The 17,559-nt window shown below is 37.6% G+C and carries 14 protein-coding genes and 1 pseudogene; 6 read left to right on the top strand and 9 right to left on the bottom strand.

Features of this window, described 5'->3' with window-relative positions; all coding sequences use genetic code 11:
- The 4 genes from PVV69_RS04475 to PVV69_RS04490 form a co-directional block, all read left to right on the top strand.
- Positions 1 to 278: autotransporter outer membrane beta-barrel domain-containing protein (locus tag PVV69_RS04475; protein ID WP_273756615.1), on the top strand; the 278-nt coding region annotated here is incomplete at its 5' end.
- A gap of 136 nt (positions 279 to 414) precedes the next feature.
- Entirely contained in the window at positions 415 to 2,694 is a 2,280-nt protein-coding gene (locus PVV69_RS04480) for an autotransporter outer membrane beta-barrel domain-containing protein (RefSeq protein WP_273756616.1), read from the top strand.
- 136 nt (positions 2,695 to 2,830) lie between these two features.
- A complete protein-coding gene (locus PVV69_RS04485) occupies positions 2,831 to 5,839 on the top strand; it encodes an autotransporter outer membrane beta-barrel domain-containing protein (protein ID WP_273756617.1) in 3,009 nt (1,002 codons plus the stop codon).
- Between the two features lie 305 nt (positions 5,840 to 6,144).
- Positions 6,145 to 6,336 carry a hypothetical protein gene (locus tag PVV69_RS04490; protein WP_273721484.1) on the top strand — a complete coding sequence of 64 codons (192 nt, stop codon included), beginning with the start codon at positions 6,145 to 6,147 and terminating at the stop codon, positions 6,334 to 6,336.
- 82 nt (positions 6,337 to 6,418) lie between these two features.
- Here PVV69_RS04490 and PVV69_RS04495 read toward each other — a convergent pair whose 3' ends face one another.
- Complete coding sequence (locus tag PVV69_RS04495) at positions 6,419 to 6,862, bottom strand: flagellar protein FlgN (RefSeq protein WP_273721482.1); 444 nt, start codon at positions 6,860 to 6,862, stop codon at positions 6,419 to 6,421.
- A gap of 1,550 nt (positions 6,863 to 8,412) precedes the next feature.
- Between PVV69_RS04495 and PVV69_RS04500 the strand changes: the two are divergent.
- Positions 8,413 to 8,591 (top strand): annotated as a pseudogene (locus tag PVV69_RS04500) (integrase); the annotation flags it as partial.
- A gap of 1,386 nt (positions 8,592 to 9,977) precedes the next feature.
- On the opposite strand, the gene PVV69_RS04505 reads toward PVV69_RS04500, so the two are convergent.
- The 6 genes from PVV69_RS04505 to PVV69_RS04530 form a co-directional block, all read right to left on the bottom strand.
- The gene (locus tag PVV69_RS04505) at positions 9,978 to 10,190 is read right to left on the bottom strand and encodes an EexN family lipoprotein (RefSeq protein WP_273756618.1); all 213 of its coding nucleotides are present in this window, start codon (positions 10,188 to 10,190) and stop codon (positions 9,978 to 9,980) included.
- Between the two features lie 3 nt (positions 10,191 to 10,193).
- Entirely contained in the window at positions 10,194 to 10,460 is a 267-nt protein-coding gene (locus tag PVV69_RS04510) for an EexN family lipoprotein (protein ID WP_273756619.1), read from the bottom strand.
- A 183-nt stretch (positions 10,461 to 10,643) separates the two neighbouring features.
- Positions 10,644 to 10,931 (bottom strand): EexN family lipoprotein, encoded by a 288-nt coding sequence (locus tag PVV69_RS04515; RefSeq protein ID WP_273721473.1) that lies wholly within the window; start codon positions 10,929 to 10,931, stop codon positions 10,644 to 10,646.
- Positions 10,932 to 12,411: 1,480 nt separating this feature from the next.
- The gene (locus tag PVV69_RS04520) at positions 12,412 to 12,642 is read right to left on the bottom strand and encodes a hypothetical protein (RefSeq protein WP_273756620.1); all 231 of its coding nucleotides are present in this window, start codon (positions 12,640 to 12,642) and stop codon (positions 12,412 to 12,414) included.
- Positions 12,639 to 13,268 (bottom strand): ParA family partition ATPase, encoded by a 630-nt coding sequence (gene parA, locus PVV69_RS04525; protein WP_273721470.1) that lies wholly within the window; start codon positions 13,266 to 13,268, stop codon positions 12,639 to 12,641. The genes PVV69_RS04520 and parA overlap by 4 nt, the downstream gene beginning before the upstream one ends.
- 278 nt (positions 13,269 to 13,546) lie before the next feature.
- On the bottom strand, positions 13,547 to 13,711 hold the full coding sequence (locus PVV69_RS04530; protein WP_273756621.1) for a hypothetical protein: 165 nt from the start codon (positions 13,709 to 13,711) through the stop codon (positions 13,547 to 13,549).
- Between the two features lie 610 nt (positions 13,712 to 14,321).
- On the opposite strand from PVV69_RS04530, the gene PVV69_RS04535 reads away from it, so the two are divergent.
- Positions 14,322 to 14,651 carry a TIGR01244 family sulfur transferase gene (locus PVV69_RS04535; protein ID WP_273756622.1) on the top strand — a complete coding sequence of 110 codons (330 nt, stop codon included), beginning with the start codon at positions 14,322 to 14,324 and terminating at the stop codon, positions 14,649 to 14,651.
- 404 nt (positions 14,652 to 15,055) lie between these two features.
- Here PVV69_RS04535 and PVV69_RS04540 read toward each other — a convergent pair whose 3' ends face one another.
- A complete protein-coding gene (locus PVV69_RS04540; RefSeq protein ID WP_273756623.1) occupies positions 15,056 to 16,057 on the bottom strand; it encodes a bifunctional riboflavin kinase/FAD synthetase in 1,002 nt (333 codons plus the stop codon).
- Positions 16,057 to 16,902, bottom strand: coding sequence for a TIGR01459 family HAD-type hydrolase (locus tag PVV69_RS04545; RefSeq protein ID WP_273756624.1), 846 nt, complete (start codon positions 16,900 to 16,902; stop codon positions 16,057 to 16,059). The genes PVV69_RS04540 and PVV69_RS04545 overlap by 1 nt, the downstream gene beginning before the upstream one ends.
- Positions 16,903 to 17,559: the final 657 nt, after the last annotated feature.

The following is a 17,559-nucleotide window of genomic DNA, read 5'->3' on the forward strand; positions in this document are numbered from 1 at the left end:
GTTTAACACAAACCACAATTCCTGCTGAAAACGATTGTGCCGTTTCTTTCTATGGTAAAGTAAATGTTATTAAAACTTTTGCTGACAATAGTACAATACAGATTGGTGATACGTTCCATCTTGATCCTATGGAAGCGTCCCTTGAAGGTGGGCTTGGCGTGAATGCACAACTTTCACAGAACATCGCACTTCATGCTGATGTGAATTACCAACATAAACTGCAAAAAGCCGGTATATCAGGAATAAATCTTTCTGCTGGAATGCGGTACCGCTTTTAAAATCTTTGATCTTTATTTTTAAAATATAAGCAGCGCTGCAATGTCAACAGTGCTGCTTAATTTTGTGCATTACAAAAAATAATCAAACCTTGAATTTTTTAAGTCTTTAATCAAAAAATATATCAGGAGCATTTCTATGCATAAAAAGCATTTATTATTATGTACAGCCGCTTGTACTTTATTTTTTACTGATTTTAATGCAACTTATATAAGTAATGCCTCTGGTTTAAGCTCACAAACACGCCATGCACTTGAAGAAATTACCAAATTACCTGAACAACATCTCCATCTTACTTCTTTAATCAACACGCCAACGCAGGCAGAAAAAAATCTTGAGATGATAGCTTCTGGTGGCATGATGAGAGAAAACTCCCATCTTGGTCAAGCAGTTCAAAGTTCTATGGATCGTGTGAGAGATACCATTAACAGCTCTTTTTCTGCTGCTGGTCGCTATGGATCTGGAATGCATAACGAGATATTGGAGCGTGAACTTAGTGCTTTATCTGCAAATGCCATGGCTAACCAATACAATAAAGATTTACAGCATATGATAAATGCCCATGCAATAATTAACCAATCTAATCAAAACAAGCGATACAAAATGCTTCAAGAGAGATTGGATGAGGTAGAAAATAGAATTAACAGATATTTTTCAGGTATTGGTCGTTATGGAACTCCAGATCACAAAGATGAGCTGCAAAAGGCAAGAGATTCTGTTTATGCGCGCGCAATGGCTGATCAGTATAATAAGGATTGGCAATACATAATACAAACCAATGCCATACTTAGTGATCTCAACAAATCCCGCTTAAACATGACAGAAAACTTATTAAAAGGCTACGAGAAAGCCCTTTCTGATGCGTCACAGACAGCAGCAATACTTGATGCTGATAACCAACAGCGTGTTAATGCCGCGCACAAACAATGGATAAGAGAAGACAATCAAGAGTGGTATGAATTGCAAAATAAAGCGGAACTACTGCATAAAGCGGTAGCGATAGATAACGCTTTACAAGGACAAAACAAAAAACTTTCCGATACCATACGCACAGCAGTCATAGATGCTTGGAATGCCGATGCGATAAAAAATGTAAAGAGAAAAGGAGAACCTCCAGTATCCCCTCTTCCATCCAGAGAAAATAAATCCTCTCTTATCGAGCAAAATGCAAATAAAGGAAATTCTATCAGTAAGCTCTCTCCTGTTCATGCTACTCTAAAAGGTAAAGACAATACATCAGCAATAACAGATCCTCAAATTATCCCACAGCCTAAAACCAATAAAGATTTGCAAAAGGATGTGAATTCCAAAACAAACAGCTCATCATCAAAAACAACTCTTCCCCCATCACCAGATCATGTGAATTTGCCCACAAAAACTGAAGCTGCCACTCAAACTCCCGCTGATACTGAGAGAGCATCTAAAGAAGGGAAAGAAACCACAGCTTTATCTCATGACTTGTCTCATCCTGAAGAACAAAGCGAAATTCTCACCCCGCAAATAGCAAGCTATTTGGTCATGCCTCATGCACTGTTTTCCGTTGGATCTGCTGATGTAAAAAATCAAAATACATTATTAGACAATATACGAATAACAATGTTTGAAGCAAAAGATCATGAAGAAAAGGGATTTTTCTTTTCTACTTATGGGAAGAGGAGCATCTTCTCTTCCAGCTCTCATACACCACAAAATAGTGCTGATACCGATATCCGCTATGCGGCATTACAAGCAGGTCTGACATTAATAGTCTTAGAAGAACAAAATACCAGCACAGATTTTGGTTTTTTGGGGACATATGGAAAACTCGCTTTCACCCCAAAGAAGAAAGAAAGCGCGCAAAAGAATATGCTGAATAAATGGTCCCTTACCGCATATGGCAATATTCAACATGATAGTGGCGTCTATGCAAGTGTATTTCTTTCCTATGGACTCTTCAAGGGAGAGAGCCCAACTGCTCTCATGAAAAACACAAAAACATTGGCGGCTTCTGCTACCATTGGTCAAAAATTGCCAACCATTGTGGAGGAAATAATACTTGAACCACAAGCACAATTTGTTTACCAGCGTCTTATGCTTGGCATTCTTTCAAATGCAGAGAACTTTAAAATAAACATGGGCAATCCTGATCAGTGGTTACTGCGTATTGGTGGACGTTTAACACAAAACAAAGGCGATGCCGTTTCCTTTTATGGTAAAGTAAATATTATCAACACTTTCGGTAACAATAATACTATACAGATTGATAAAAAGAGTTTTCAGACTTCTCCTATAGGAACAAGCCTTGAAGGCGGTTTAGGTATTAATGCCCATTTATCACAAAATGTAGCGCTTCATGGTGATGTCAGTTATCAACATAAACTCAAAAAAGCTGGTGAATCTGCTATAAATGTATCTGCTGGAATGCGCTATCGCTTTTAAAAATACTTTTCTTCATATCTTGAAATATAAAGACCGTCCCATATGTTTTATTTTGTATTTTATAAAAAAACATAATGGGAGGAATCCCATTTTTTTCTGAGAGAGGGGGAGAGAAAATATTTAGGGATATATTTATATGAAGAAAAGCTTCTTATTATACACAGTTTCTGGAGTTCTCTTTTGCTCCTCTTCCAGCCTATCGTATGCCTACAATGAAATACTTACTCGACAACCCGCTATAAATTCTTTCTCTGTACAAACTACAGGCGACAGGACAAAAGCTACGAAGCAGAAGAGGAGTACATCTACAAGCTCCACAACTCCAGAAACGGTATCTACAACAAGACAAAGCATACCAGCGGGCGTCTCTTCATCTGGAAATACAATTCCTACAACTGCACACTCCAGCTCTAAAGCATTTGAAAAGCCTGCAGAAAATACTCCACCGCAAAATCCTTACCCCACAGAAGATAATGTTACGAGATCTATAACAACAGAAGGTGCTAAATCTAGAAGACGTCCATCCCCCTCCCATTCTTCTACAAGTCCAACTACAGAAGAGGCGTTATCGAGTTCCTCTGCTCCTACACAATCAATGCCTCCAAAACCAACATCAGAAGCACCACCAATGCCTACAAAATCTGAGGATTCAGAAACAGCAGCATCACCAGCTCTTGCAAACCTTAAAGCTGTAAGACCAACAGTGGGAGCACCTACAGACCCTAAGGGCACCAAACCAGAAATAAAAGAATTATCAGCCCATGCAAACCCTGAAGCTGTAAGACCAGCAGTGGGAGCACCACCAGCACCTGTGAAACCAATGCCTAAACAGCCAGTGCCCGAACAGCCTGTACAGCCTAAACAAGGTGAGAATAAACAAGCTAAAGTTGAAGCAAAGGAGGGGAAAACTTTAGAACTGCATGATACTGAAATTCAAGACAAATATTTTGCTGTATCCGCAGAGGGTGAAAATTCACTTGTCAAAATACACAGGGGAACAGTTGATGCAAATTTTGTTGCACTCAGTGCATCAGATGGGGGAGCAATTGAAGCTACAGGAATTACTGTAACAGCAGGATTAACTGGTTTGTTCAACATCAATGGTACAATTAATCTTAAAGATTCAACCATAACTGTTACAAGTGATTATGGGGCAAATGGTATTGTTTTCCGAAATGATCCATATTTTTCTTCCAGACAACGCCATGCACACAGTGCTGAAACAAAATCAGATATCAACAAAGAACAAAATCTTACCAATCAAGTAACCTTGGAAAACACAAAGCTTTTCGTTGAAAAAGGCGTTGCTATAAACATCTATGGATTAGATACGGATGCTCAAGTTTTCCTCAAAAATTCAGAAATCCATGCCGATCTTTTAGTAAAAAATACAAAACAGCTGGGAGGCGATATATATAGCCTCATCTTAATGGCAGATCATTCTGATTTAGAAGGGCGCGTAAGAACATTGGGTGAAAACCAAACCATTTTTGATCTTAAAAATGGTACGAAATGGCTTTTAAAAGCAAATAAAAATAGAGAACATAATGATAAAGATTCATCTGACTATGAACCGTTTGGTGCTCATGAAAGGACCTATTCTAACCTTTCTGCACTCAAGCTTACAGACAGCACGATTATGTTTGAAACGCCAATGGACGGACAGTACCAAACTTTGTTTGTAGGCCCTACCCCACGACAAGAGGAAAAAGAATCCGAAGATGGCAACGGATCTAATGCAGCAGTAGTTTATAGTGCAAAAGGGAGAGCAGAAGTTCATCTGAACTCTCGGTGGAGAAGCCATTCTCCAGTGACCGAACAAGCAACTGACCGCCTTGTAATTCATGGTGATGTATCGGGAGTTACTACAATTCACGTCAATCTCTTGGAAAGCAATCAAAAAATGACCGATAGCCGATTGGTTTGGGGAGAGCAGATGCTGTCACATCCCGTCGAGTCCCATGGAATTTCACTCATTCAGGTTTCTGGTAAAGCCAATGAAAATTCCTTCAAATTAGCAGGAGATTATCTGACAATCGCTGGACTGCCTTATAAATATGTCCTAACCGGCTATGCACCAGGGGCATCCCATGAGAGCCAAAATCTCTTTGGTCAAAATAATCGTGATTTCTGGGATTTCCGCTTGCAAAATGATTACCTTGATAGGGACAAGAAAATCAGGGCTGTTTTACCACAGGTAGCAAATTATGTGGTAATGCCTAGTACTTTATTTTCCGCTGGATATGTTGATGTAAATAACCAAAACACATTGCTAGACAATATATATACAACAATATTTGCAGAAAAGCATAAGAAGAAGAATGCCATCTTTTTATCCTCCTATGGTGAAAAAGTTACCTTATCTTCTAACCGTGACCCACTCCATTATGGCTATGGCGCTGATATAAACTATAATGCCCTACAAGGTGGTGTCATATTAGCTGCGTTGGAAGGCAAAGATATCAGTACACATTTTGGTCTTTTAGGAACATACGGAAAGCTTTCCTTTACACCAAAGAGTATGGAAGATTCTGAAAAGACGACTCTTGATAAATGGTCTCTCACAGCCTATAGCGGCGTCAAACATAGCAATGGTTTATACGTAAACGCACTTCTTTCCTACGGAGCCTTGAGGGGGAATATTACCACACCTCTCATTGGAAATGCTGCAAAATTAGATGGTACTGAAATATTAAATGTATCTACGACAGTTGGTCAAAAATTAGCAACCGGTATGCAAGGGCTGATGTTTGAACCACAAGCACAATTTATTTATCAAAGTCTCATGTTTGATGTACTCTCCGATGCCAATAATTTTGAAGTTGATATGAATAATCCACATCAATGGTTGGTACGAATTGGTGGACGTTTAACGCAAACTCTCACCACCCTAGAAGAAGACAACACTGTTTCCTTCTATAGTAAATTGAATGTCATCAAAACCTTTGGTGATGGTGGAACAATAAAAATTGCTGATACATTTTATCTGGATCCCATGGGTTCCTCAATTGAAGGAGGTATTGGTTTTAATGCTTTCCTCTCTCAAAATATTGCTCTTCATGGTGATGTTAGTTACCGGCAGAAACTGCAAAAAGCCGGTGTATCTGGAACCAATTTCTCGGGCGGAATACGGTATAAATTCTAAAATAACATGAGTATCAATTTTCATAAAAGGCAGCATAAAATGCTGTCTTTTATGTATAAATCTCTGTTTTGCAAAAAAATATAAGAAAGTGCTAAAAAACTCTCCAATACCCAGGAAAAAACTTTTTTACGCAAAAGAATTTCTTACCTAAAACATATCGATTTATCATAATCATCTAGCGTTGTTCATATTCAAGAAAAGTCTCGAGTATCCTAGAATTCTCTTACGGAAAATCTCTCCCATGTTAAATCAAGTGGAACTATTCGTTTATACATTACAAGCGGAATAAGCATGGAGATAAAAACATGAAAGAAAGAACTAAAAATACTTCTCATGAACCGTTTTTAATTCAAGGGTTGCAGCAACTCTTGGAGGCTCGCAAATCTCTTGGCTCATACAATGTACAACGGCTTATTACAACTTCATCCTCTTACGAGCTAAAGAGCATTATAGCTTTAAGAAACAGCTCTTCTCCTGTAAGCATCAAAACCGCATAAATTATGATGCGCATATAAAATCTCCGCAAGAGATTAAATGATACACAACCGCGAGAGGGTGCCACAAGTTATATCATTCTCTTTATCCTTGAGAGCGTCCTGTATTAACGGAAGGTTCCCCAACACCCTCTATTTCTTTTGTACGAGCAGCAATTTGCATATCTTGTGAAAGATCGTTGATCGCATCTAAGTGTGTTTGCAACAATTTGCTATTACGATGTAATTTTTCCTGTAAATCTGATAATAAACTTTCGACCTCATTCTCAATATCTTCATTCATATAGCGTTTCACATCGCTTATAGATTTATTAAGGTCACGTAAGCCACGTATTTTACAGAGATTGATTTCTTCATAATCTGGAATACCACTGCTCTCTAGCATATTGCTTTCATAATCAACCACTTGTGCTAACCCTTTAACAGCAGCAACAAATTTTGTCATAGCCCAATCACGATCAATAAGATTGTTATCAAGGACTTTTGCTTTTGCTGCAAAACTCTCATCACCATATTGCACAACAGACATTTTTATTTCCCCTTCAACAGTATTGTTCAATCTTACTCTCAAATATCTAATAAGGGAGATTAAACAGCTTTCTTTTCAATGCTGATACACTCAATTGCGTTCATTGTGCGAATATTGCCCCGACAACAGCACGATAATCCTAAAAGCGTATACCTACTCGACTTTCAACACATTACTTTTACGACATGATATAAATTTCTTTGCTTTCAAATCATCCCTGACGCAATATCAATTCAATAAAACGCCATAAATCATTACACCAACAGGTGAGAGATATCGGAAAGTTCAAAATTTATTTTGCCTCTTTTATTCCGCCTATCTGAGACAAGAAACAATAATGCGTTACTCCCTATGCCAACAAAAATTTGTTGCATATAAAGGCTTAAACCTTTTAAGGTTTTAATATTTTAAAGATTGCAGCATTTTACCCTCCATAGCCTTTGGCATTCTATGCACCACTGTCCTCTGCCTTTTAGCATTCAGAAAACCAGTAAGCACACATTCAGAAAGATTCACTCTCCCATGCTGTTTTTTGTACACATACCATTTTATATGAGATACAAAAACAGCATTCCTTTTTGAACAAATCAATCACATACCAATATCAAAAGAGGCATTTTAAAATAGCTAAACAGCTATAAATCCCCCTTTTTCAATGATCATTCGCTTTTCTTTGCAATGATCGACTATATAAGATTTTTAAACTTCTTTCAAGAGTTCATGAAAAACACAGTCTGATAATCTTTCCATACTATAAGCTCTTAAAATGATTCTTCACGAACATTTTCAGTATTTTTATTGACAACCAAGCTCCTCGCAAACCACTCTACTCTAAACAGAGAGTTGGTTATTCATGCTGCCATCTCGTTACACTCACGCATACATAAAGAAAAAAATCATAAATTTCCTAACAAACAAAGCCCCTACTGCGAAGTGTTATTCCCAACACTCAAGATAAAGCTATACTGTTGCTCTTTTCCTTCACTGATCATCTTTGCTCTTTCTTCATAAAACAGCTTGAACGGATCTTGTTTTCTGTAAAATAAAACAGAAAACGTGTTTAAAAAGACTTTTTATCAGACGAGGCTTACACATAAAAAATAAAGCAACACCATCAGTTTTAACTGTTTCTATGTTCCACAGTGCTCAGTTCCTCACATCGTCACATGAAAAAAGAACAATTTTAAACCTGCCGCAAATATTGTATCACCATATATTACAGACTGTAATAGACTGTTATTCATAAAGCCCTGTACTCCCAAGAACAGAAAGAGGTTCTTATGGCTGATATCATAAAAACTGCTATGCTTTATTCAACATTGATTGTCACCAGCAATGCTTTTGTTGTGTTCGTCCTTATAATAACAATGCATTGATTTATAATCATAAATTGTCATTTTTAAACTTGAACACAATTCCGAATATCGTAAGATTTTCTCATCACAGCCCCTCTCATATTGAATCAATGAAGATCACTTGCTTGCACATCAAAACGGGGTTGGTGTGTGGGTAAAAACTGTACAAGAAAGAAGTAAAAACGTCTCTTATGAATGCTCTCAAATGCAAGGGCTGTCGCAACATTGGAAGCTGCCAAAGTGAATACTGATGCCAGTTTGCTGCTTCATAAGCGTAAAGATGGTGGTATCAATGGCTTTATTGTTATACCATTCACAGACGCTATCGTGAAATGGGACGAGGAGCGTTGAAAAATGTTTCTTTAAAACAAGCCGTGAATTGCAAACCAATAGAAACACTATAGGCATATTCTGTTAAGTCTTTGTTATAACCTGCGCAATTTAGCGCTTTAACCTTAATATCAAAGAGAAGTTTGAAAGCAGCAAGATTATTCATAGACCAAACTATCACTTTTCAGTCTTTTCACGTTACTATGTGCTTTTAGAGGCATTTTGCACAGTTACAACCAATATTTATTCTTCCTGAATGATCCTATGAAATTGATAACCTCCTAAAAACAAGACTCTTATCCTTCCACTCATCTGCACAAAATTGATTTTTTTAAAAAGAGTTCTAATGGATATAATATATTGATTTATAATGATAATTTACGGTTATTCATCTGAAAAAACAACACCAAATATCGGAGGTTTCTCTCATTTCATCCCCCTATATCAAGCAACATCTTTCGCTTGCGCATGGTACACAGAATGAACCTATGGATAAAAACATCAAAAAATAGCTAAAAATGCCTGTCATAAACGCTCTCAGATACCAAAAACTGCACACATTGGCAGCGAACAAAGAGTACGATAGTGCTTGGGGCTATTACTGACCTATCTGGCTGTTACTGACCACACCTTCATAAACGTACCAGCCATCTCCTGAATATTCTTACCTTAGGCTGATATTTTTTATGAAGGAAAAAGAAAACTGAAATCAGAGAGAGATAACATGATCAATATGCATAAATATACTTACCGTACTAAAACAAATCTTTTACAACACGACGAATAATTTTCGCATTCTCCTATAATGAGAAGAGAAGATTCTAAAACCTCATTGGTTATAAAGCACATGAAGGGAGTACTCATTGTGCTGATATGATTTGAGATGCAAATTTGTTTTTCTCACAAAAGCTACTAAAGCTTGCTTTCTAAAAAGAAAAAAACTCGACAATAGAGAAGAGGTTTTTCATTTATTGAAAGTTTTCTCTTTGCAGTTCAAAGCAAAACGATCTCTCACTTACAGCAAAGAAAACAACATTGTCATAATTATTTTTAAGAGCTTCACAGCTGTCCTTTTGTGCTCGGATTAACAAAGTCTGAACACAATATTTAATCTCCCAAAAGACGTTATTTTTCCTCTTGTTCTAAATTCTTACAATTTTGAAATAATTAAAATGATAAGCTTAATCAAATTCACGACTTGCTCGCAAAACATTTTTACAATCTCAGATGCCTGAAAAGCTGGACCTGCAGACTCACATTTCTTATACCATTTGTCGAGTAGTTCTCCATCTTTCTTAAATTCTTAGACGCTGTAAGTTCTTTCTTTACAACCAACAATGGCAAATCCAGTGCAAAGCAGCAATGCTACAATAATGGCTTTATTCATCAGTAAATTCCCCTTTTTCAAATTTACAAAATTTGGGCACAATTTAGTGTCCCATAAAAAGCTCCATATACGCTTGGCGAAGGTTTTTACAATTTTGAGATGACTTTAGCGGTGAATCGTCCTTCTCACATTTTTTTGCCCATTCCTCATACAATTTTTCATTTGTTTTAAACTCTTCGACGCTGTAGGTTTTTTCACAACCAACAACGGCAATCCCAGTACAAAGCAGCAATGCTATTATAATGACTTTATTCATGATTTAATTGCTCTCCTTTTTCTCTTTCATTTTTTTCTCGTCGTCCTTTCCAGAGCCAAAGCTCCCCCATTTTTTACGAGTTTCAAATTCAGCCTGTTCTGCGTTTTTACAATTTTTTGAATCGAAATTCCCCTCAATAAAACATTTCTCTAACCATTGATTGAGTAATTTGGGATCTTTTTTAAATTCCTCCACACTGTAGGTTTTCTCGCAACCAGCAACGGCAAACCCAGTACAAAGCAGCAATGCTGTGATAATGATTTTATTCATCAGTAAATTCCCCTTTTTTCAAATTTACAAAATTTAGGCATAACCCAGCGGCCTATAAAAAGTTGCAAATTCATCCCATCGTGTGTTTTCATCATTTAAACCCGTCTATGCACGCAATTTTTATAACCAATAAAAGCTGGTCCAGTGCCAAAAAGCATGCTCCCATCCAAGATTTCTTATCATTTAATGATTATCTTGTTGTTTCTCAGTTTCATTTTTCTTGAGACCTTCACGAAGCTCCTTGGCAAGATTTTTATAATGTTCTTGAAAAAGCTCCATATCGGCTTGGATAACATTTTGACAATTTTTGGATGTCATGGCAGAAGAGAAGCCCATCTTTTCACATTTCTTTCCCCATTCTTCCATCAATTTTTTATCTTTTTTAAAATCTGCTACGCTATAGTCTTTTTCGCAACCAGCAACAGAAAATCCAGTGCAAAGCAGCAATGCTGCAATAACGACTTTATTCATCAGTAAATTCCCCTTTTTCCTTCTCACTTAACAAAATAATGTGTTTCACATACTCTCTGTATCGCCCTTAAAACAGATTTCTTTTATGAATGCGCAAAACGGCAAGGTAAATATATTGAACCATCATAGCCGCTTGTCTTTTAAACTTGCATTTTAAAGATGTGTATTTGTTATATGCCCTGCACAGCACTCTATTGTGAAGTTCTTGAACTTTCATACAATTTTAAAACCTTCGCACTGTTCAAGAAGCTTTACACTTCTTTTCTGTCGTACCACGTCATTATGAGACATAAAATAATATGAATATCTTCATTGACCACTTGGTGTGCTTATAATCATGACGATAAATCAGCCAACAAAAACAACATCTTCTCCAATTCACTGATTGCACTCTCATCATTCTGAAATCACCGGAAAAGTAAAGCAAGCTTTGATACAATTCCCCCCTGCATTGACAACAATACCAATAGAAATACTCAACAAGCAACCTGATATGTTCAAAAAGAACAGAGAAATTGGACTCTATCCCTCAAAAAGCATAACAACTCATAATATCACTCCCTTAAACAGTACAGATGTAAAAAACAATATCAAGAAAACGATAAATAAGTTCTTTTATGTATTGAGAAAGAATAGATCTTACCAAGCACCAATATCAGTGAACGAATGAATTCTTTTTCTCCCCTCTAAAGTCTAATAAAATAAGTGCTGAAAAAATAATCAGCACTCCCACTTAGATTACGGTCTTAGCTTTTTTATCATAAAATAAACAAGAAATAACTTCGCATTTAAAAACATTATCAACACAATTCTCTAGAAAGTTGTCCTCAGTTATAGATGATAACAAGCAATATGACTTTACAAATGATCACCATCACAGATGAAAGACAAAAAGAGTTGTTCGCCATATTTGATCATATAATATTGAAATCTGTGAAATACAGCCCTTTACCTCGCTTGGTGGAATGACGTGGCAGAGTGGAAAAAAATCTTTTTTGTTATCAGATTGTGCCTTTGTCATCAGAGCGTTTTGTTTGAACAAGCCAAGAAGGCTTTTAGAAAAATACCATCATTCGCAAAAATCACGATGCGCAAGTGTTTTATTCATGAAGCTGAATTTGCAGGACCCAAAAAAACATCACGCTCAAATTTCACAGATAGATGATATGCTTTCCTTTCTCCATTTGCATATCGCCCTATCTTTTATGACTGCGAGAATAAATCTCACATCAAAAGTGCTCACTTTCATTCGCACCACCCAACATCTATTCTCTTAAATATCATTTATGTTCCATACATACAAAATAACGCGCCAAGTGCAGATTTATTCAACCCAGCTCTTTGAAAGGATGCGGAAGAATAGAGTCGTCAGCTATAATGCACAATTACAACATAGCTCCCCCTAAACGGTATCTTTATAATATCTCTTTGTGAGAAAGATAAAAGAAGCCCGTAAAAACGTATTATCGTGTATCATTTTTTACACTTTTCCGTATTTTTGTGCAAGCAATTCGCGCACCTCATCAGCCATTTTCGTTCCACGACTTGCACAACTCACCTTAATCAAACGATGTAAACTTTCCGGTATATCAATTGTGAGACGTTTCATCCCTCCATCCATGCTGCCTTTATTATTTCCAACCCATGCATCCGCCGTTAAAGGAATGGTTTTATTGGTTGGCTTCGTGCCAATCTTAATTTTTTTATTCATCGTGCTAACTCCTTGATTTCCGCTGCAACAGCTTCAATCTCTGCTGCGGCTGGACCTTGCTTATCAACTTCATAAACGGCTTTCCCCTGTGCCACAGCTTCTGCAAAAATCACGCGCTGGGCAATGCTGGCAGAAAGAACATCTACAGGATACACTCCAAGAGCTTCACTCACATCACGCCCTATCGCTGTATTGACTATTTTACGATTAATAACAAAAGCAGATTGCAAGTTTTCTTTATAGACTCGAGCTTCATCAAGGAGCTTTACAATTCCATCTGCTGCCCAAATATCATAGGGACTAGGCTGCACAGGAATGAGGACAAAATCCGAAGCCATAAGAGCACTACGCGCAAGATCCGTTACGCGTGGAGGACCATCAATAATAATATGATCGTAATGATGACCAATCTGGGTAATCTCTTTATGAATCGTTGCGCGCGGCAAACCAACAACCGAAAACAAGGGTTCGCCTTCACGAGCCGCCGCCCAATCCAATGCACTTCCCTGCGGATCACCATCAATGAGCAACACACGTGCTCCAGCCCGTGCAAAACTAGCAGCAAGGTTTACGCTCAAGGTAGTTTTTCCTACCCCTCCCTTTTGATTCAAGAGTCCAATAATCATGAATTACGTCTTTCCGCTTTATCGTTTTTACGATTATACAGAAAAACACAAGAGAAGCAAGCATCGAACCCACACAAACCATCAGTTCCCTTCTTTATAAGAAAAGCAATGGCTCCCAATTTTCCTTTATAACGTTGTAGAAAACATCATAAAAACAGTAATTGAGAGACAAACAAGAATAAACGAACAACAAATTCTTCCTGATATTTTTAACCAGTGCCAAAATCCGTATAGAAAGCATCAAATCTCAGCACAAACAAACTTTAAAACGATTATCTCTAACCGCTCTCATCAAGAAGAGTCGCATCAACCTGATTTCCCGTTATAAAAGCAACAACACACCCAACAAGCACCATTGCCTCCATTGAATGCTTAAAGCATACTCCCCCTTCTGTAAGTTGATATAAACCACTCAACGAAAAAGAGCATATTTTTAAAAACACAGGTATTCGCTAGCGAATTTATGAATACAACTCCGCATTGCCCACCTCGCACAAAGCATCTTTGCTAAAACAACAACGAACCACACAATATCGTATAAAAATTGAGAAAAAACATTCAGAATTGAACCATTTTTTGAGTATCCCTCCCAAAACAATCCTTCTAGAAAAGGCTCCCACACATTCACAGAGCAAATAATAGCAAAAGCCATCATACTCCCCTTCCCTGTTACAGCTATCTTGCCTGAAAACACCTTGAAAAAGCATATGAAATTGAAACGCTTTTATCCACTTGCACCTTTTTTTTACAACGTGCAAGCAAACAACTTTTAAAATTGATACGAGAGAAATAAACGCAAAAAAGAGGGCTCTCTTTAGCGTTCTCACTTTACAGAAGAAGGGCAATAAACTATCCAATATCAATCAGACAGTTCATCAATATAAGAGAGAACATGTTGGAAATAAAACGCCTCATACAGCACAATGTATTTTTTCAAAACTACATCTATTTTTCTGGATGAAGGAACGTTTTTCAAAGAGAGAGAACAACACACCCTTAAGATGTTCTCTGCTATCAAAGAACATCTTAAATTGTTATGAGGAATAAACAAATATGCACTTGCAACAAATTGACCCAGATATTTTTATCAGCGCCCAAATTAGCGTTGAAAATATCAAAACATTAGCACAAGCAGGCTTTAAAACGATTATCTGTAACCGCCCCGACCAAGAAGAGCCCCATCAACCTGATTTTTCCATCATTAAAGCAGCAGCATGTGAGTATGGCATAACAGCACATCATATCCCTATCGTACCACCAATCATAAACCGGTCAGAGATTGAAACTATGAAAACAATTTTAAAAACAGCATCTTTGCCTCTTCTCGCCTATTGCCACCACGGAACACGCTCTATGCATCTTTATCGCTTAGCCCGTCTTTAATCCCTTGCCTTATAGATAAAAAACAAACCATCATTTAAAACTCTAAAAAATAAGTTTTTATAAAATTCTGCAATCAAATACCACGCGGACAATCTTAAAACAGCAGGTTGTCTTCAGCGATTGCCACTACGAAATATGCTCCCTCCATCTTGATCAATGAGCCTGCTTTTCATCGCTTGTCTTAACAGATCATAAAGAAACAAGCTGTAAAGTTTTAAAGCCATAGAATCTCATAAAGTTATGCAAAAGATCAAAAACAATGCCAAAATCAGATCTCCAGATATTCGATACCCCTTCCCAACAGCGCAAAAAGCACATATTTCATGATATTTTAGAATATATTTTCGTGATTATAGTCAGCTTAACGGCTATTTTTGCTGCTCTTCTTTCTTTTTCAACTCAATTTAAGGCATATTTTTAAAAGTAAGCAGCCTATCCAAAGGTGATAATGGTTGTGCTTTTGCTAAAATTGCTTTTGCTGCTTTTTCATCACGTTGCATTTGCGCAATCAAAGGCTCTAGCCCATCAAATTTTTCTTGTCCTCGCAAAAATTGAAAGAAAGAAACGGTGCAACTTTCTCCATAAAGATTATCGTTAAAATCAAACAGATAGGTTTCTAACAAGGGAGCACCATCTTCTACAACCGTTGGACGACAGCCAAAACTTGCAACGCCATCATGTAAGACACCGTTAGCACGACGCAATCGCACGGCATAAACACCATGCGCTAAATTGGCTTGAGAAGGAAGTACTTGATTAGCGGTTGGAAATCCCAACAGGCGACCAAGTTGCTCACCTTGGATAACATTTGAGCGCACCCGATAATGATAGCCCAACAAATGAGCTGCTTTTTTCACCTCACCTTGGGAGAGAAGCTTACGAATAGAACTAGAGGAAATGATCAACGGTTGCTGATCCTGTTTGCTCGATAGGCAAGGAATTTGCACAACCTCAAAACCACATTCTTTTCCCCTTTGAGAAAGCAGCTGTGCATTTCCACTTTTTTTGTGACCAAATTGAAAATTTTCACCCGTTACCACCACACAAACATCAAAAGCTTCCTTTAAAATCGCATAAATAAATTGCTCTGCTGAAAGAGTAGCAAAATGCGCATCAAAGGGCTGTTCAATGACACCATTAAACCCGAGGATTTTAAAAATTTCGGCTTTTTCAGCCGCTTCTGTCAAGCGATCCACAGGAGCTGCGGGCTGGAAAAAACTTCTTGGATGCGGTTCAAAGGTTAAGACAACAGCGGGCTTATTTTTGAGACGCGCTAAATCAAGCGCTTTTTGCAGCACCATCTGATGTCCACAATGAACACCATCAAAATTTCCAAGTGCCAACACGGCTCCCCGCCAAGCCATAGGAAGCTTATGAACCCCCTGAAGACGCAAAAAATCAGACATTACTGAAGTGCCCACATAATTGCTTGAGGCTTATAGCCATGACGTTCAAGAAAAGATTGCAATGCTTGCTTATCCACCACACCATTTTGCATATAGTCATAACGATGAATACCACCCATGATATAGAGAACATCAAGACCAAAATGCGCTGCACCTTTAACATCGGTCAAAAGCCCATCACCAATAGCCAAAACCTGACTTTTTTCTACTGTTCCGCGTATTTTTTCCAATTTTTCAAAGGCACATTCATAAATAGGCGCATGGGGTTTTCCAGCAATACGCACCTCACCTCCTAATTGTTGGTAAAGACGCGCCAATGCACCAGCACACCAAAATTCCTGATTGCCATAATGAACAATCACATCGGGATTGGCGCAAATAAAGGGCAAATTCCGCGCACGCATACGCAAAAACATTTCCTTATAAGCGGCTGGTTCTTCATCAAAATCGTCCAGAAAACCACTACACACCACCACAGAAGCTTCCCATTCTTCCACCAATTCGCAATCCAATCCTTCAAACAACATCAAATCACGTTGTTGACCAATGAAAAACACTTTACGCGATGCAGCACGAATAAGATCGCGGGTGACATCCCCTGAAGTGATAATAGCATCATAATAATCGCTATGAACGTTCATATTATGCAACTGAGCAATAACATCTTTCCGTGGTCGAGGTGAATTGGTCAAAAAAATGACATTTTTTCCCATTTGCCGAATTTTGTACAACACCTTCAATGCCGGTTCAAATGCATGCACACCGTTGTGCACGACACCCCACACATCACAAAAAACAGCATCGTAATGCGCTATAACAGTCTCAATATGGGTAAGTTCATTCATGTTGACCTCTTTATCTCCCTGCCATTTATCAAACTGTCTTTTGCTTTAAAACTCCTTATCGAAAGAGTATTGTTCTGTCATCTACTTTCCCACTGTTTTTTCGCCTGTATTAAACGCCTCATTCCCTATAGGGAGTCATGAGAAATAATAAAACCCATAAAGTTATCGTTGCACGGTGCGAATTCATGCCCCATATCAAAAGCGGAGCATTCTGCAAAAGTACTTTTCTCATAAAAACTTCAATTCTTAAGAATCGCTGTCTTGATACAGTTTTTGATCTTAAATATTCAAGTTATTCTTTTGCAAAAAACCACGAAAACTTTGAAGAAGAAAACCTTTTAAAAGAAAAAGTTCCCCTACTCTAAAGCACATAGACAAGTACAAAGAGAACAGACAGCAGAGAAATGATGGGCTATTGTATACAATACAATGACAATACAGCTGAAAAGAATACCATAGATTGGAGTAAGAGAGCTTAATATTTGGGATTTATTTTTTCCAAGATTCTTTTATGATAGAGCAATATGATGCGATCACAAAAACTTTGCGAGAAGAGTTTTTGATGTTTCTGAAAAAAATCTTTCTCCACACAAGAAGGCATTGATTTATAGGGATAATCCACATGCCTATTGAATAAGAGAGCCGTATATTCTAAAA

The organism is Bartonella sp. MM73XJBT (assembly GCF_028618465.1).
Lineage (GTDB): Bacteria > Pseudomonadota > Alphaproteobacteria > Rhizobiales > Rhizobiaceae > Bartonella.

Coding starts and splice junctions, on each gene's coding strand:
- PVV69_RS04480 (WP_273756616.1), top strand. CDS start 415: ATGCATAAAAAGCATTTATTATTATGTACAGCCGCTTGTACTTTATTT.
- PVV69_RS04485 (WP_273756617.1), top strand. CDS start 2,831: ATGAAGAAAAGCTTCTTATTATACACAGTTTCTGGAGTTCTCTTTTGC.
- PVV69_RS04490 (WP_273721484.1), top strand. CDS start 6,145: ATGAAAGAAAGAACTAAAAATACTTCTCATGAACCGTTTTTAATTCAA.
- PVV69_RS04495 (WP_273721482.1), bottom strand. CDS start 6,862: ATGTCTGTTGTGCAATATGGTGATGAGAGTTTTGCAGCAAAAGCAAAA.
- PVV69_RS04505 (WP_273756618.1), bottom strand. CDS start 10,190: ATGAATAAAGTCATTATAATAGCATTGCTGCTTTGTACTGGGATTGCC.
- PVV69_RS04510 (WP_273756619.1), bottom strand. CDS start 10,460: ATGAATAAAATCATTATCACAGCATTGCTGCTTTGTACTGGGTTTGCC.
- PVV69_RS04515 (WP_273721473.1), bottom strand. CDS start 10,931: ATGAATAAAGTCGTTATTGCAGCATTGCTGCTTTGCACTGGATTTTCT.
- PVV69_RS04520 (WP_273756620.1), bottom strand. CDS start 12,642: ATGAATAAAAAAATTAAGATTGGCACGAAGCCAACCAATAAAACCATT.
- parA (WP_273721470.1), bottom strand. CDS start 13,268: ATGATTATTGGACTCTTGAATCAAAAGGGAGGGGTAGGAAAAACTACC.
- PVV69_RS04535 (WP_273756622.1), top strand. CDS start 14,322: ATGCACTTGCAACAAATTGACCCAGATATTTTTATCAGCGCCCAAATT.
- PVV69_RS04540 (WP_273756623.1), bottom strand. CDS start 16,057: ATGTCTGATTTTTTGCGTCTTCAGGGGGTTCATAAGCTTCCTATGGCT.
- PVV69_RS04545 (WP_273756624.1), bottom strand. CDS start 16,902: ATGAATGAACTTACCCATATTGAGACTGTTATAGCGCATTACGATGCT.